General features: G+C 46.1%; 11 protein-coding genes. 4 read left to right on the forward strand and 7 right to left on the reverse strand.

The window, feature by feature from the left end; genetic code table 11:
* Positions 1-111: 111 nt before the first annotated feature.
* On the reverse strand, positions 112-1,119 hold the full coding sequence (locus Q7C_RS04815) for a helix-turn-helix domain-containing protein (RefSeq protein ID WP_014703578.1): 1,008 nt from the start codon (positions 1,117-1,119) through the stop codon (positions 112-114).
* A 107-nt stretch (positions 1,120-1,226) separates the two neighbouring features.
* On the opposite strand from Q7C_RS04815, the gene Q7C_RS04820 reads away from it, so the two are divergent.
* On the forward strand, positions 1,227-1,718 hold the full coding sequence (locus tag Q7C_RS04820) for a hypothetical protein (RefSeq protein ID WP_014703579.1): 492 nt from the start codon (positions 1,227-1,229) through the stop codon (positions 1,716-1,718).
* A 51-nt stretch (positions 1,719-1,769) separates the two neighbouring features.
* Here the strand turns inward: Q7C_RS04820 and tyrS are convergent, their stop codons facing one another.
* Positions 1,770-2,966: a tyrosine--tRNA ligase gene (tyrS, locus tag Q7C_RS04825; protein WP_014703580.1), complete on the reverse strand. Its 1,197-nt coding sequence runs from the start codon at positions 2,964-2,966 to the stop codon at positions 1,770-1,772.
* Between the two features lie 172 nt (positions 2,967-3,138).
* Between tyrS and Q7C_RS04830 the strand changes: the two genes are divergently transcribed.
* Together Q7C_RS04830 and Q7C_RS04835 are read left to right on the forward strand one after the other, a co-directional pair.
* On the forward strand, positions 3,139-4,659 hold the full coding sequence (locus tag Q7C_RS04830; RefSeq protein WP_014703581.1) for a peptidoglycan DD-metalloendopeptidase family protein: 1,521 nt from the start codon (positions 3,139-3,141) through the stop codon (positions 4,657-4,659).
* Positions 4,659-5,786: an anhydro-N-acetylmuramic acid kinase gene (locus tag Q7C_RS04835; RefSeq protein WP_014703582.1), complete on the forward strand. Its 1,128-nt coding sequence runs from the start codon at positions 4,659-4,661 to the stop codon at positions 5,784-5,786. Before Q7C_RS04830 ends, Q7C_RS04835 begins: the two co-directional genes overlap by 1 nt.
* 1 nt (position 5,787) lies before the next feature.
* Here the strand turns inward: Q7C_RS04835 and malQ are convergent, their stop codons facing one another.
* The 3 genes from malQ to glgC are packed head-to-tail and all read right to left on the reverse strand — an operon-like array spanning position 5,788 to position 10,200.
* On the reverse strand, positions 5,788-7,257 hold the full coding sequence (gene malQ / locus Q7C_RS04840; protein WP_014703583.1) for a 4-alpha-glucanotransferase: 1,470 nt from the start codon (positions 7,255-7,257) through the stop codon (positions 5,788-5,790).
* Between the two features lie 2 nt (positions 7,258-7,259).
* The gene (locus Q7C_RS04845) at positions 7,260-8,942 is read right to left on the reverse strand and encodes a glycoside hydrolase family 57 protein (protein ID WP_014703584.1); all 1,683 of its coding nucleotides are present in this window, start codon (positions 8,940-8,942) and stop codon (positions 7,260-7,262) included.
* On the reverse strand, positions 8,932-10,200 hold the full coding sequence (gene glgC / locus Q7C_RS04850) for a glucose-1-phosphate adenylyltransferase (RefSeq protein ID WP_014703585.1): 1,269 nt from the start codon (positions 10,198-10,200) through the stop codon (positions 8,932-8,934). Before glgC ends, Q7C_RS04845 begins: the two co-directional genes overlap by 11 nt.
* A gap of 97 nt (positions 10,201-10,297) precedes the next feature.
* On the opposite strand from glgC, the gene glgB reads away from it, so the two are divergent.
* On the forward strand, positions 10,298-12,481 hold the full coding sequence (gene glgB / locus Q7C_RS04855) for a 1,4-alpha-glucan branching protein GlgB (RefSeq protein ID WP_014703586.1): 2,184 nt from the start codon (positions 10,298-10,300) through the stop codon (positions 12,479-12,481).
* Positions 12,482-12,522: 41 nt separating this feature from the next.
* Here glgB and pgi read toward each other — a convergent pair whose 3' ends face one another.
* Positions 12,523-14,160, reverse strand: coding sequence for a glucose-6-phosphate isomerase (gene pgi / locus Q7C_RS04860; RefSeq protein WP_014703587.1), 1,638 nt, complete (start codon positions 14,158-14,160; stop codon positions 12,523-12,525).
* Positions 14,161-14,164: 4 nt separating this feature from the next.
* Positions 14,165-15,445 carry a histidine--tRNA ligase gene (gene hisS, locus Q7C_RS04865; RefSeq protein ID WP_014703588.1) on the reverse strand — a complete coding sequence of 427 codons (1,281 nt, stop codon included), beginning with the start codon at positions 15,443-15,445 and terminating at the stop codon, positions 14,165-14,167.
* Positions 15,446-15,447 lie beyond the last annotated feature (2 nt).

A 15,447-nucleotide genomic window follows, 5' to 3' on the forward strand; every position in this document is an offset into this window, starting at 1 on the left:
TCCTAACCGTTTAATACCTGCCCTAGGTGCATGAATCAATACGCAATTTATTTTAAAAATTTATTTCAACAGCAGAGCAGAAACGTCTTTTATTGGATACTGTCCGGCCAGCTATTTTCGTTGCTTACGAAGCTCTCTCGGTGAGAGCCCGTACATTTCATGAAAAACCCTACTGAAGTGAGCCAGACTATTAAAGCCGCAACGCATCGCTACTTCTGTGATTGAGAAATGATTGTATAGATGACTACTTAAAATCTGATGACTTAACATTAAACGTTGCTGTGTAAGGTAACGCATCAATGATGTTTGCTCTTCTGTAAATAAATTATTTATGTATCGGACTGATAAACCCACACTGTTTGCTACCTGACGCGCAGTTAGATTGCTTTCGTCTATATTATGAGCGATGTAATTTTTTACTCGGTGTAAAGCCAACTCTCGGTGACGAGACAATTTGCTATCGATACCATTGGCTTGATTCAACGTCATGGTTATTAATTGCAAAGCCGGCTCAGCTAATGACTGGAAATCTTGCGCTTTGAATTGATTCATCTGCTTTAACATGCCCGCCAACATTGCCAATGTGACATTCGCCATATTTGTTCTTTTTGAGAGATTTGTTGCAGTCAGCCTACTAACCCCCCTCACCAGACCCTCTAAAGTATAGCGTGGTATAGAGATGAGTAACTTGGAAAATGCCGTTGGCATCTCAATTCGATGAGGGCGTGTTGCGTCATAGAGTGTCATTTCACCCGGCTTTAAAAAAACCTCTTTACCGTCCTGCTCTAATTTATATTCCCCTTTTGTTGGCATCACAATGAAATAACAATCTTGCTCAGCATTATCTGGCTCTTGTGCTAAACGCTGAATTGAAAGTGCATTTGAGTGAATTGGAGACAACCTCATGCCTCGCTGCCACGGGAAAAGATACATATCATTAAAGAGTGGCATCTCTTTAGGTGCTTGAATATCGACATTGGCGTACTCGCGTCCAATGACTTCTTTAAGCCATGCCACTCTCTGTTTTTCAGGAAGATACTTTGTGCACAGTCTTTGTCCATCAAGCTGTATCAGACTTTGTTGGTAACTTGGCAGATCTGCTCTCTGTGCATTAGTCATATGTCATCACCAATTTAATCAAAATAAAGCGCCAATCAAGACAAGTTTTAAAAAACGCATCTCGGCATACTTCTCAAATCAAACTATAACAACAGAGAGGAAGAAACATGTCGAAAACAGCTGATATCAATACGGTATTAATTCGAGGGGCTTGTTTATGGATATTAATGGCTTTGTTGCTTGCTTGGTGTTTAGTAGGTGTTTACAACCAAGTAGAAATCTTACAAGCAATATTTCCAGGCAAACCTTCGAGAATCCTGCAGGCCCATATCGATTTTTTATTAATGAGTGCACTGATATTTGGGTTTTATGCTGCTCGTGTAAATTTACCTTGGCATGTTCGCTGGGCAATGGTCGTTGGCGCCTTTACTAACTCCAGCTTATTTTTGATGTATGCGGTGTTTCCAACGCTTGATCCGGTAACCGAAGTCTATAGCCCTAACGGGCTTTGGTTTCAATTGTCCAATATTTACTTATATAGCAGCTTACTTCTTACCAGTTATGGCTTTGGTAAAGGTGCTGTATTGGTGCTGAAAAAAAGTGTGGCTAGAAAAGAATCAGAGAGCAATTGTAGACGGTGTGGACGCGAGCTTAAGTAGTAATAATCACCGGCAGGTGCAAGACCTGCCGGTAATAAATTGAGGTCTGTTTTATTTTAAAATTACCCAAGCAATTTTCTTTTTACCTGCTTGGATAAGATATTTACCTGGCCCTAGTGATAGTGATGGCTCAACAACCTCCCACTCCACTTTGACGCTACCATTTTTTAGCATGTCTCTTGATTGTGCTGAGTTGGCAGCCAGATTTGCTTTGTTTATGACTGCGCCAATCGTTAATTCTGCTTGGCCATCCAGCTCGATGACGATCTCAGGCGTCCCTTCTGGAACCTCACCGTCTGTAATGACATTCCCTGCACCTTTGTGTGCGTTCGCTGCTGCCGCGTCACCATGAAAACGCGCAACTAGCTCGCGAGCAAGCTCTATCTTTACATCACGTGGATTAGCACCCTTGTCTACGCTATCCTTAAGCGCCTCGATCTCTTCGAGTGTTTTAAAAGACAGTAATTCATACCAACGCCACATTAAGTCATCTGGAATAGAAACAATCTTTTGAAACATCGTGCCAGGCGCTTCGGTAATGCCAACATAGTTTCCTAACGACTTTGACATCTTCTTCACACCGTCCAGCCCTTCCAGTAACGGTGTCATGATGACCACTTGTGCGTCTTGGCCTTCTGCCTTTTGTAATTCCCGCCCCATCAACAAGTTAAATTTTTGATCGGTGCCACCGAGTTCGACATCAGCTTCCAGAGCGACAGAATCATAGCCTTGTACTAATGGATAAAGAAACTCATGTATTGAAATAGATTGGTTGGCTTTAAAGCGTTTTTTAAAATCGTCACGTTCAAGCATTCGCGCCACGCTCAACTTGCCGGCTAACTTAATCATAAAGTCAGCGCCCTTGCTTCCAAACCATTCGGAGTTGAAACGTACTTCGGTTTTCTCAGGGTCCAGGATTTTGAAAACCTGATCTTTATAGGTTTTAGCATTGACTTCGATTTCTTCAGGCGTCAACGGTGGCCGAGTAGCACTTTTACCGGTAGGGTCACCAATCAGGCCTGTGAAGTCACCGATTAAAAAGATGACGGTATGGCCAAGCTGTTGAAACTGGCGCATTTTATTGATGAGAACAGTGTGGCCCAAGTGTAGATCTGGCGCCGTCGGATCAAAGCCGGCCTTAATACGCAACGGGCGACCTGACTCAAGTTTTTCAATCAATTCGTTTTCGACCAAAATTTCATCAGCACCCCGACTGATTTCCGCGAGGGCCGTTTGGATAGAGGCCATAAATGTTCACTCCACAACTTAAGATTATGGGCGCAAATCTTATCACAAGCCTTCTCGCCTGAGGGGGGTTTCAATTCTTTATAAATACTGAGAGAATTGAACGAATTTTTACCAGCAGAGATTGCCCATGAGGAAACGCAACCGACTTCTGAGCCCTGTCCAGCAGAATCGAATGTTTACAACCGCCTCTTTGGCACCACGAAAAAATCGACATGCGATGTTCGTTTCTTTGTTGGCTATTGCCGGCATTTTTTTGACCACAATGGTGTTGGCGACAAACGAGCCCGTCTCGGTCAGTCAAAGTCAGGTTATTCAATTGCCACAAACTGGTAATTCGAATCATCCCCTTTTGCAAAAAGTGAGTTTATCCCCCAACGATGCTCCGCAACACAGTCAATCCATCGAGATTGGGTCACAAACAGGATTAGATTCAGAAACGGTTACTCCTGCCGTTAGCACACCAACAATTGACCTTGAGTCAGCAAATATCACTGAGGTTGAACGCCAACACCTTGATGAAGCACAATCAATCGATACTCAAAGCCTAAGTGAATCAAGCACGGATAACGAACCAGAAAATAATATTCCATGGCAAACGGTAGAAGTGAAGTCAGGTGACAATTTATCCCTGATTTTCCCCAGAGTTGGCCTAAGTGCGAGAGATGTTTATAACGTCGTGCAAACAGATGATGCCGATGCATTATTGAATCTGCGTCCTGGACAAATCTTACGAGTCGCTATGGATGAAGAAGATGGTAAACAGCGCTTGCAAGCCTTACAGCTAGCCCTGACTCCTACAGAGACACTGGTTGTGGAAGCAACTGATTCGGGCTTTTCTGCCATAACCCATGTTAAAGAAATGGAAAAACGCCAGCAGATTGTCGGTGGTCAAATCCAAAGTTCTCTTTTCCTAGATGCTCAAAAAGCAGGCATGTCAGACAAGCTGATAATGGAACTGGCCCACATCTTTGGCTGGGATATTGATTTTGCACTTGATCTACGCCAAGGCGATAGTTTCAAGGTTATTTATAATGAAAATTACCTTGACGGCGACAAGGTGGATGATGGTGAGATTTTGGCGGCTGAATTTACCAACCGAGGTAAATCCTTCCGCGCGATTCGCTTTACTGATAAAAGTGGTGCCAGTCGTTACTATACACCCGAGGGTGCCAGTATGCGTAAGGCGTTTACGCGCACACCTGTCCCCATTTCACGGATTAGCTCTGGTTTTAATCCAAACCGCTTACATCCCGTTCTGAAAACCAAACGACCACATCGTGGTGTTGACTATGCTGCCCCAACAGGCACACCTATCCTGGCCACAGGAGATGGCAAAGTCATTTTTGTTGGCACAAAAGGCGGATATGGACGAACCGTTATTCTTTCTCATGGCGGACGCTATACGACATTATTTGCTCATATGTCCAAATACAAAAAAGGTTTACGCGTTGGCCAGCGGGTTCGCCAAGGTGAGACCATTGGCTATATTGGCAGTAGTGGTCTCGCCACGGGGCCCCACCTGCATTATGAATTTCGGGTTGATGACGTACACAAAAATCCTTTGACCGTTGTACTCCCCAAGGCTGAAGCATTGCCAGCAGAGCTAAAGGAAGAGTTTGCCAGTTTATCTCATCCCTTAGTTGCTCAGCTTGATAACGTTACCATCCCGTCTCTGGCCTTAAGCTTCGAATAATGGCGCTGTTTGCCGGTACCATTTCTGGTACCAGTATTGATGGCGTAGATGTTGCTCTGCTAGATATTGTGGCAAACGAAAAGCCGCAATTGCTTGCTGCAGAGACATTTGCTTATCCAGAACCATTACGTTCGAAACTTGAACGCACCATCATTGAGCCACAATGCTCTTTCCAGCAGCTAGGCGAGCTTGATATGGCTATCGGTGCGTTTCATGCTGATGCCATTAATCAATTACTAAACCAAACCGATATTCAGCGCGAATCTGTAACAGCGATTGGAAGTCATGGCCAAACTATTTATCACGCCCCTGACGCCCTTCATCCTTTCAGCTTGCAAATTGGTAACCCCAACCTGATTGCAGAAAAAACCGGTATTACTACCATTGCAGATATGCGGCAACGGGACATGATCTGCGGTGGTCAAGGGGCACCAATGGTACCTGTTTTTCATCAAGCTATGTTTGGCGATAAAGAGATTGATCGCGCTATTGTTAATATTGGTGGTATTGCCAATATCACTATTCTGCCCTCGGCCCCACAACACCCCATAACCGGCTTTGATACAGGACCAGGTAATACTCTGCTAGATAGCTGGATTCAACGTCATCACCAAAAAAAGTATGATGCAGGTGGACAGTGGGCAAGCCAAGGGCAAGTCAACACGGCCTTACTCGACCAACTGATGACGGATAGTTATTTCAAAAGACCCATTCCCAAAAGCACAGGCCGTGAGCATTTTCACTTGAATTGGTTACAGCAGCACCTTGATAAATTGGGGACAAGTTTGAGTCCCGTTGATGTTCAGGCGACGCTGTTAGTCTTAACCTGTAATACGATTGTACAAGCTATTACTCAACATGCAGAACAAGCCAAGGAAGTGATTATCTGTGGTGGTGGCGCGCATAACGCTGCCATGATGTCCTGTCTCGCAGCGTTAATGCCTAATCGTCATGTGTCCGATACAACGGCCTTTGGCATCAATCCTGATTATGTCGAAGCGGCAGCCTTTGCCTATTTGGCCAGCCTGACAACTGCCAGATTACCTGGCAATATCCCGACGGTAACGGGTGCTAGCCGCCCCACTATTCTGGGTGGAGTTTATTTTTCAAACCAGAAACAAGACTAGGCTAGGTAAGCGATTTTAGTATTGGATTTCGACCATATAAGTCGATGAGATGACGTAACGTTGCAGCAGCCTCAGGTGATACCTGCTTCCAGTTGAAACGCCAAGACCAGTTCCCTTCAATCGTACCTGGGGTATTCATCCGATGATTACCATCCAGTGCCAGCACATCCTGCATCGGTAATACCGTTAAGCGAGAGACTGACTGTAATGCCATTCGAACGAGTAACCATGGCATTGACTCATTGGTGTGACCCGCATAGGTATGCAAATGTGACCGAGCGCCATCATCAAGCGTTTGATACCAACCAAGCGTTGTATCATTATCGTGCGTTCCGGTATAAGTAACACTATCCGGCGTATGATTATGCGGCAGGTAGGGATTGCTAGCATCTCCACCAAAAGCGAATTGCAAAATTTTCATTCCCGGCATAGCAAATTTTTCACGTAACCGGTTAACATCATCCGTGATGATACCTAGATCTTCGGCAACAAGCGGTAGTTCGCCAAACTCTGTGACCAGACTCTTAAATAACGATTCTCCTGGCGACTTCACCCATTGGCCCTCAATCGCTGTTTCACACTCAGCCGGTATTTCCCAGCAGGCCTCAAATCCGCGAAAATGATCGATACGGATCAAATCAAACCAGCCGAGCTGCGTTTTTAATCGCCGCCGCCACCAGTCAAATCCGGTATCAATATGTTGTTGCCAACGGTAAAGTGGGTTTCCCCAACGTTGTCCGGTTTCAGAAAAATAATCAGGCGGCACGCCAGCAACCGCCTCCGCATCTCCTGACGCTGTTAATGTGAACAGAGCAGGCTCTGCCCAGACATCAGCGCTGTCGTGGGCTACAAAAATGGGCATATCCCCAAAGAGACTCACCCCACGTTCATTAGCGTAGTTTTTTAACGCCTGCCATTGACAATAAAACAAGAATTGACCAAATCGTCTGATTCGTAATGAATCAGCGCGTTGCTCACGCAATTGCGCCAAAGCGGCAGGGTCACGGTCACGTAAAGGGTCAGGCCAGTCAAACCATGCAGTCGAGTGATTCAAATGCCTGATTTCTCGATATAAAATATAGTCTTCAAGCCAGTAGGACTGCGCCTGACAAAAGCTGTCAAATGCCTGTTTTTGTGTCGCAGTTGCATTGAGATGAAATTGGCGGCAAGCCAAAGCAATGATTGATGGTATTTTGCCAGCACTTAGCTCTTCTGGATCAGCCCAACTTTGCTCTCTTATTTTCTGCACACTCAGAAAGTCAATATTACCCGCATGTGCAGAGAGGCACTGATATGGAGAACCGTCACTATGCGTCGGCCCAAGAGGCAGCATCTGCCAGAGGGTCACACCCGCTTCATGTAAAAAATCAACAAACCGGTAGGCATCATTACCCAGATTTGCTGACGGAAGACTGGTTACATGCAGTAAGACACCACAACGCCGATCTTCAAAAATGGATGCTGACCGCACGGTTATCCCCCTCGACGCATTGTGCCACCCTGCTCTGCTGCGCCACCGCCATGCGAAATGACTTCTGAAAGCATTTGCGGCACTTCTGAACCTAACATTTGATAGAGATTTGAGAGGTGCAAACGGTATAGTCGTTCAAAATCACTGACGCTTTCAGCAGAGTTATAATCACCGAACCACCAAAACCAGTCAGAGCCCTCACATATTGCTAATTGCCGATCTATCGCCAACCGGGTTTCTTCATCAAACTCGGTTGTATTAATGACATGGTCGTATTCTTTTTTGGCGGCGCACAACAAGTCCCAGCCACGATTTTTATCGACATCACCAATCCACGTTGAAAAACTACCGTAAACCCAGCTGCCAGCAACCATTTTCGGCAAATCCGCAGCGACAACGCCATCATGTAATGCCTGAGTAAATGTCGTCAGCTCAATATCGTCATGAGAGGCCAGTCTTTTATAGAGTGATTGCAGGAAATAAAAGCCATTATAAGAGTAATACTCCCAGGCATTTTCGCCATCTAAAATCACTGAAACCACCCGATCGTCTTCACTCTCGGTGTTCTGCTTGATATTTATCAGATGGTGAATAAAGTCATTCACTGCATCTTCGGCACGCCACTTGGTATAAGTAAAACCGATTAAATCAGAGAGCCCATCATCTCGAAAAAAACACACCGGGCCTTGTGCCGATAACTGATAAGGCTTATGTATCGCGGCATCAGCCATGCCAGAAAGATGCAGGCTATTGCGCAGCACATTTTCACCTGTCGCGACCCATTGAAAACCATGTTCCGCTATAACGGATAAAGCTTCGGTAGAGACACCACCTTCCGATGGCCAGCAGCCAGTCGGTCTGAACCCAAAATACTGCTCAAATACACGTATCCCTTCCTGCATATGCCAATGGACTCGATTCAGACCATCAGGATAAGCACGGCATTCAGGCAAAGGCGCATCTGGCATCGCTTCTTTTGCGCTGCCGATATCCAGCATCAAAGGCACGATCGGATGAGCGTATGGCGTCACTGATAACTCAACCCGACCTGATTCCGCAAGACGTCGATAACGGGGGATGACATCACTCAGTAACTCACCAATCACAATCATCAATTGGCGCCGATCATGAAAAGTAAAAAATTCAGCTTTTTTCATTAAAGCCTGAATGCGCAGATCATGCCGGCGTACTGATTCCGCCATCCAGACCAAGTGATACCAAACCAACAAATCGACCATAAACTGATCATTTAGGTAACGCAGTCGCTCTGGCTTTTCAAGAGACCAACGCGCAATATCAACTAACTTGGCAAAGTGAGGAAAGGGTTTTATCAGCTTATCTTCATTCGCACGCAAACAAGCGCTAATCAGTTTTCGTCGCTCATCCGCCTGAACCGGCTGGACTGGGGAATCCAACGCGATTAATAACGGATCTTTTAACTGACCAGTCCCTTTGAAACGACCTTTTAATTGCTGATCATAGTCATCAATTTGCTCGAGCAACGTTGGAGCAAAGTTCACTACAGCTCGAGCTTCAGGTATGTTCTCCAAATGCCAGGCCATATCAACATAATCTTTGATAGCGTGCAGGTAGGTCCAAGGCAATTGGTATATGCCGCCCATCGGCTCACTATACTGCGGCTGGTGCATATGCCAGCATAAAACCACTTTCAATTTATCTGACATAACGATAACTCTGCCCCAACATTTCCGGTGTTACCAGCACAACGCCACTTGGAGAGACTTCGAATCGTTTCGCATCGGTTGCCGGGTCCTCCCCAATCACGGTGCCCTCAGGAATAACGCAGCCTTTATCTATCACAACCTTTTTCAATCGACAATGGCGATTAATTGTCACATCTGGCAACACTACACAGTCTTCGACAACACTAAAGCTATGGACCTGCACATTTGAGAACAACACGGAATGCCTGACCGTTGAGCCGGAAATAATACATCCACCGGAAACCATCGAGTCTACGGCCATACCGCGTCGATCATCATCATCAAAGACGAACTTCGCCGGCGGCAGCTGTGCCTGATGCGTCCAGATTGGCCACTCGTCATCATAAAGGTTAAGTTCGGGCGTCACGCCGATCAATTCGAGATTGGCAGACCAGAAGGCATCAATCGTTCCCACATCACGCCAATATCCCGGGTCGTTACCTTGCACATCCTTATAAGGAAAGGCCACTACTTTATAATTCTTAATCAAGCTAGGAATAATGTCATGACCAAAGTCATGGCTGGACTTAGACGAATCAGCATCCTTGATCAGCTGCTCATACAAAAAGCCTGCGTTAAAAATGTAAATCCCCATGGATGCCAGTGCAACATCGTCTCTTCCTGGCACAGGTTGAGGATTTTCGGGTTTTTCATTAAATGCCACAATACGGCGGTTGACATCGACCGACATCACACCAAACGCCTTGGCTTGATCAAGCGGAACTTCAATACAGCCAATAGTCATATCGGCATTCTGGGCAACGTGTTCAGCGAGCATGTCACCGTAATCCATTTTATAAATATGGTCGCCAGCCAGAATCAAAACATATTCCGCACCATGATTGCGAAGAATATCAATGTTTTGATAGACCGCATCTGCTGTACCCGCGTACCAGCCTTGTGCTGTTCGTTGTGAAGCCGGGAGCAGTTCAACAAACTCGCCCAGTTCGCCACGCATAAACCCCCACCCTTGTTGAATGTGACGGATGAGAGAGTGCGCCTTGTATTGAGTTAAAATACCAACACGGCGGATACCCGAGTTAACACAATTTGATAAAGGAAAGTCGATAATTCGAAATTTCCCGCCAAATGGTACCGCCGGTTTCGCACGCCAGTTAGTCAATTGCTTTAGCCGAGAGCCACGACCACCTGCGAGTATCAATGCCAAGGTATCCCGGGTAAGCCGACTGACAAAACGGGTACTGTTATTTTTTGACATGAAATCTCTCCGCCCCTAAGCCTGAAAATTGTGTTGTAATGGGTTAAGCGTGCCATAACGGCGACCCGTTCAGCAACTTAAAATCTTGATACATAGTATGACCAACTTATTTGAAACAAAATTGACAATTGAACACCAAAAAATCGTGGAAGCCCGTCATCATGATCCCTTCTCTATTTTGGGTTTTCATCGACAGAGTGAGCACGCTACCGTCACCTTATTTTTGCCAGATTGCGAATCGGTAAAACTGGCAGGAGGTCAAGAATTTACCCGTATTCCGCAAAGCGATTTTTTTGTCTGGCAAGGCGCAATGAGTGCGATTAGTCTGCCAATCAAGTTGCAAAAAACACTTAAGGACGGTCGCCAACTGGAGAGCTGGGATCCCTATAGTTTTCCGCCGCAATTATCAGACTACGATTTGCACTTGTTTTCTGAAGGTCGTCATTGGCATGCCTATCAGATGTTAGGTGCCCACCCCACCGAGGTAAATAACGTTAGCGGTGTCTTATTTTCTGTCTGGGCACCTAATGCCCAACGTGTCAGTGTGGTTGGTGAATTCAATGGCTGGGATGGTCGGCGTCATCCGATGCGGGTTCGCGGTGGCAGCGGCGTCTGGGAATTATTTATACCCGCCTTACAAGCCAATGATTTATACAAGTTTGAAATTCGCAATCATCACGATGGCAGTCTCCATCTTAAAACCGATCCATATGCCCAATCTTGTGAGCTTCGACCCGGTACAGCGTCAAAAGTCTTTCAAAGTGAATACCAGTGGCATGATCAAGACTGGATGGCGCAACGTGAACGCGCAAACTGGTTACACAGCCCACAAAATATTTATGAAGTCCACTTAGGTTCCTGGCGCCGACATGCCGAAAATCGCTTTTACAGCTATAACGAACTGGCTGATGATCTGGTTGATTACGTCAAACAAATGGGCTTTAGTCATATTGAACTACTCCCCGTCACAGAGCATCCATTTGATATGTCATGGGGCTACCAGACAACCGGTTACTATGCGGCTACAAGCCGCTTTGGCACACCAGATGAATTCCGCTACCTGGTTGACCGTTGCCATCAAGAAAACATTGGCGTCCTGCTTGATTGGGTTCCGGGTCACTTTCCAAAAGATGCACACGGTCTGGCCCAGTTTGATGGCACCGCACTATACGAACATGCAGATCCTCGATTAGGTGAACATCAGGACTGGGGGACGTTGATCTTCAACTATGGTCGTAGTGAAGTGCGTAACTTTTTACTTTCCAGTGCTTTTTTCTGGCTTGAAGAATTTCATATAGATGGGTTACGTGTGGATGCCGTTGCCTCCATGCTATATCTGGATTATTCCCGCCAGGAGGGCGAATGGTTGCCCAACAAGTTTGGTGGCCGTGAAAATCTTGAGGTAATCGATTTTCTGCGTGATATGAATGAGATTCTGCATAAAGCCCACCCCGGCTGCATTATTGCGGCAGAAGAATCAACCTCTTACCCGATGGTTTCCCGGCCAACCGACATGGGTGGCCTTGGCTTTTCCATGAAATGGAATATGGGCTGGATGCACGATATTCTGGAATATATGAAGCAAGATCCCATTCATCGACGCTATCACCATCAACAGCTAACATTTGGCCTGCTCTACGCATTTACAGAAAACTTCGTCCTGCCATTTTCACATGATGAAGTCGTTCACGGAAAACGTTCTCTACGCTATAAAATGCCTGGAGACGAATGGCAGCAGTTTGCCAACCTACGCTTGCTGTACACCTTTATGTATAGCTATCCGGGCAAAAAGTTACTGTTTATGGGATCGGAATTTGGCCAAGGCAGTGAATGGAATTCGGAAAGTCAGTTGGAATGGTATGTCCTCGACTACACCCCACATCAAGGATTACAACAATGCGTGCGGGACCTAAATCATCTTTATCGAGATGTTCCGGCATTACATTACTTTGATTTTGATTCTCGAGGTTTCGAATGGCTGGACTGCCATGATCACGAGCATTCCATCCTCAGCCTGTTGCGGCAAACTGACCATGACTTTCTGATTGCTATTTTTAATTTTACGCCAGTTGCAAGAAATGCATATCGAGTTGGCGTGCCAGAATCTGGCTGTTATGAAGTTATTTTCAACTCAGACTCGGCTTACTATTGGGGAAGCAACTACGAAACGGTCAGCGAAGTACATGCTGAGTCACAACCATGGGCGGACCGTCCCTACTCCATCAGTCTTAACTTACCTCCACTTGCCGGGCTTTATCTGAAAAAGAAACGGACAGCCTGATTTGGCTGTCCGTGACCAAGTGATTGCGAAGCGAGCTTGTTTTATTGCCGCAGCTGTCTGATCAGGCGAATCAGCTCAGTCGTTGAACTGTCATGAGTTGAAATATCATTGTCATCGCGTAAATCTGGCAAGATAGCCTTTGCCAATTGTTTGCCGAGTTCAACGCCCCATTGATCAAAGGAATTAATATTCCAGATAACTCCCTGAACAAATACCTTATGCTCATACAGAGCAACTAACTGACCCAGCATCTCTGGCGTTAACTTGGGGAATAGCAATACATTGCTTGGCCGATTTCCGGGAAATACCTTATGCGGCAACAACGCCTCCAAGGCTTTGCCTTCCAGCCCTCCTGCCACCAATTCAGCCCGCACCTCTTCTGCCGTTTTACCTTTCATCAACGCTTCGGCTTGGGCAAGCCCATTTGCCAGTAAAATTGACTGGTGATCACAGTCTGGATAGTGGCTATTCACTGGCAGTACAAAATCGACTGGGATCAACTGCGTGCCTTGATGGATCAACTGAAAATAGGCATGTTGACCGTTGGTACCTGGCGTTCCCCAGATAACTGGGCCAGTTTTGTAGCTAATGCGTGCCCCTTGCCGGTTAATGAATTTGCCATTGCTTTCCATATCCAATTGTTGCATATGGCTTGGGAAGCGGGCCAAGGAATGATCATAAGGCACGATGGCATGCGTTTGCGCATTAAAAAAATTGATATACCAGATACCTAGCAGTCCCATGATGGCAGGAATATTCTGCGCCAATGGCTGATCACGAAAATGCTTGTCCATCTGATGTCCGCCATCCAAGAGGCGGGAGAAATTATCGAAACCGACGTACAAAGCGATGGGCAGACCGATAGCACTCCATAATGAATAACGTCCGCCAACCCAATCCCATATTTCAAACATGTTATCGGTATTAATGCCAAATTTGCTGACTTCTTCAGCATTGGTGGAAACCGCGACAAAGTGCTTGGCAACATCAGTCTGCTGGCCCGACTTTAAAAACCAGTTGCGGGCAGACTGTGCGTTGGTCAGCGTTTCCTGTGTTGTAAAGGTTTTTGATGCCACAACAAACAAGGTTGTTTCCGGATTGAGCTGCTCAAGGGTGGTACTTAAGTCAGTACCATCCACATTAGAAACAAAATGTACGGATAAACCATCAATGGCATAGGGCTCCAAGGCATCACAAATCATAGCCGGTCCCAAATCTGACCCGCCAATTCCGATATTGACAATGTCAGTCATACGTTTACCGGTAAAGCCCAGCCAACGCCCCTCGTGAACAGTGGCACAAAAATCCGCCATTTTCTCTAGAACAGCATTAACTTGTGGCATTACGTCCTGACCATCCACCATCACCGGTTCGTTAGAACGGTTACGCAATGCCGTATGCAATACGGCTCTGCCTTCAGTATGGTTGATCAACTCACCATTGAACATGCGCTTTGTCCAGTCTTTGAGTTCGACTGCATCAGCAAGCGCAAACAATTTTTCCATTGTTTCCTGCGTAATACGATTTTTCGAGTAGTCCAATAATAAGTCACCACTGTAAACCGAAAAATGTTCAAAGCGGCTTGAATCCAGCGCAAACTGTTCTCTCATCGACAAAAACTTAATGTCACTGTAATGCCGATCCAATGATTGCCATTCGGGAATATTTAATGGAGTCATATTTCTACTTGTTGTTATTTTGATTCAGAAGTTGCCTGAGAAAATCCGGTAACGCTTGCCAGGACATCATTTCCTGCTCGCCCGTTGCCATTATTTTAACACCGACCTGTTGCTGCGAGATTTCATCTTCACCAAGAATAAACGTCCAGCGAGCACCGCTGCGGTCTGCACGTTTGAACTGGTTTTTAAAACTACCACCACCGCAATGGCTAATCAAGCGCAAGCCTGGAACTGCATCTCGCAATTGCTCCGCAAAAACCAACGCTGCCGCCTGGGCAGATTCGCCTACGGCGACCAGATAACCATCCGGTCCGCTAATATCTGGCAACGCATTTGTGGCTTCCAGTAGCGCAATCAAACGTTCTAATCCAATGGCAAAGCCAATCGCCGATGCTGTTTTACCACCGAGTTGAGCAACCAATCCATCATATCGTCCTCCGGCACAAACGGTACCTTGTGAACCAAGTTGGTCGGTCACCCATTCAAATACTGTTTGACCATAATAGTCTAAGCCTCTCACCAGACGCGTATTTATCTGGTACTCAACGCCGGCTTTATCTAACATCGCACAAAGCTGTTCAAAGTGCGTTGCTGATGCCACATCTAAATGATCAATTAACTTCGGCGCGTGCTGATTCAATTCTTGCATTGACGGATTTTTACTATCCAGAATGCGTAAGGGATTGGTGGTTAACCGTCTTTGACTATCTTCGTCTAGTTGCTCTTGGTGCTGCTGGTAGTAACGGACCAGTTCCTGCCGGTACGCCATTCGCGCTTCAATACTGCCAAGTGAGTTTAACTCTAGTCGAACGTCCGTCAAACCAAGCTCACGCCACAGTCTTGCGGTTAACAGGATAAGCTCAGCATCCATATCCGGGCCTGCAAAGCCATAAGCCTCAACACCCAATTGATGAAACTGACGATACCGTCCTTTTTGCGGCCGCTCATGTCTGAACATCGGGCCCATGTACCACAGTCGTTGCGCCTGATTGAGCAGACCATTTTCCATCGCCGCCCGGACACAACCAGCCGTGCCTTCTGGCCGCATCGTCAAACTATCGCCATTACGATCTTCAAACGTGTACATTTCTTTTTCAACGATATCGGTAACTTCACCAATCGAACGTTTGAATAATTCTGTTTTTTCTAAAATTGGCAGGCGTATTTCCTGATAACCATATGCACCTAGAACACGCTGAAGTACCTGCTCAACTTTCTGCCAATGTGGGGTTGATGCCGGGAGAATATCGTTCATTCCCCGAACAGAACGGATTGTATCTGCCACCG

Origin of the sequence: Methylophaga frappieri, from assembly GCF_000260965.1 — a bacterium.
Classification (GTDB): Bacteria; Pseudomonadota; Gammaproteobacteria; order Nitrosococcales; family Methylophagaceae; genus Methylophaga; species Methylophaga frappieri.

Bases quoted from the DNA above. Each gene is read 5' to 3' on its own strand.
- pgi (WP_014703587.1), bottom strand. From the start codon at position 14,160: ATGACTCCATTAAATATTCCCGAATGGCAATCATTGGATCGGCATTAC.
- Q7C_RS04835 (WP_014703582.1), top strand. From the start codon at position 4,659: ATGGCGCTGTTTGCCGGTACCATTTCTGGTACCAGTATTGATGGCGTA.
- tyrS (WP_014703580.1), bottom strand. From the start codon at position 2,966: ATGGCCTCTATCCAAACGGCCCTCGCGGAAATCAGTCGGGGTGCTGAT.
- Q7C_RS04830 (WP_014703581.1), top strand. From the start codon at position 3,139: ATGTTTACAACCGCCTCTTTGGCACCACGAAAAAATCGACATGCGATG.
- glgC (WP_014703585.1), bottom strand. From the start codon at position 10,200: ATGTCAAAAAATAACAGTACCCGTTTTGTCAGTCGGCTTACCCGGGAT.
- glgB (WP_014703586.1), top strand. From the start codon at position 10,298: ATGACCAACTTATTTGAAACAAAATTGACAATTGAACACCAAAAAATC.
- Q7C_RS04845 (WP_014703584.1), bottom strand. From the start codon at position 8,942: ATGTCAGATAAATTGAAAGTGGTTTTATGCTGGCATATGCACCAGCCG.
- Q7C_RS04815 (WP_014703578.1), bottom strand. From the start codon at position 1,119: ATGACTAATGCACAGAGAGCAGATCTGCCAAGTTACCAACAAAGTCTG.
- Q7C_RS04820 (WP_014703579.1), top strand. From the start codon at position 1,227: ATGTCGAAAACAGCTGATATCAATACGGTATTAATTCGAGGGGCTTGT.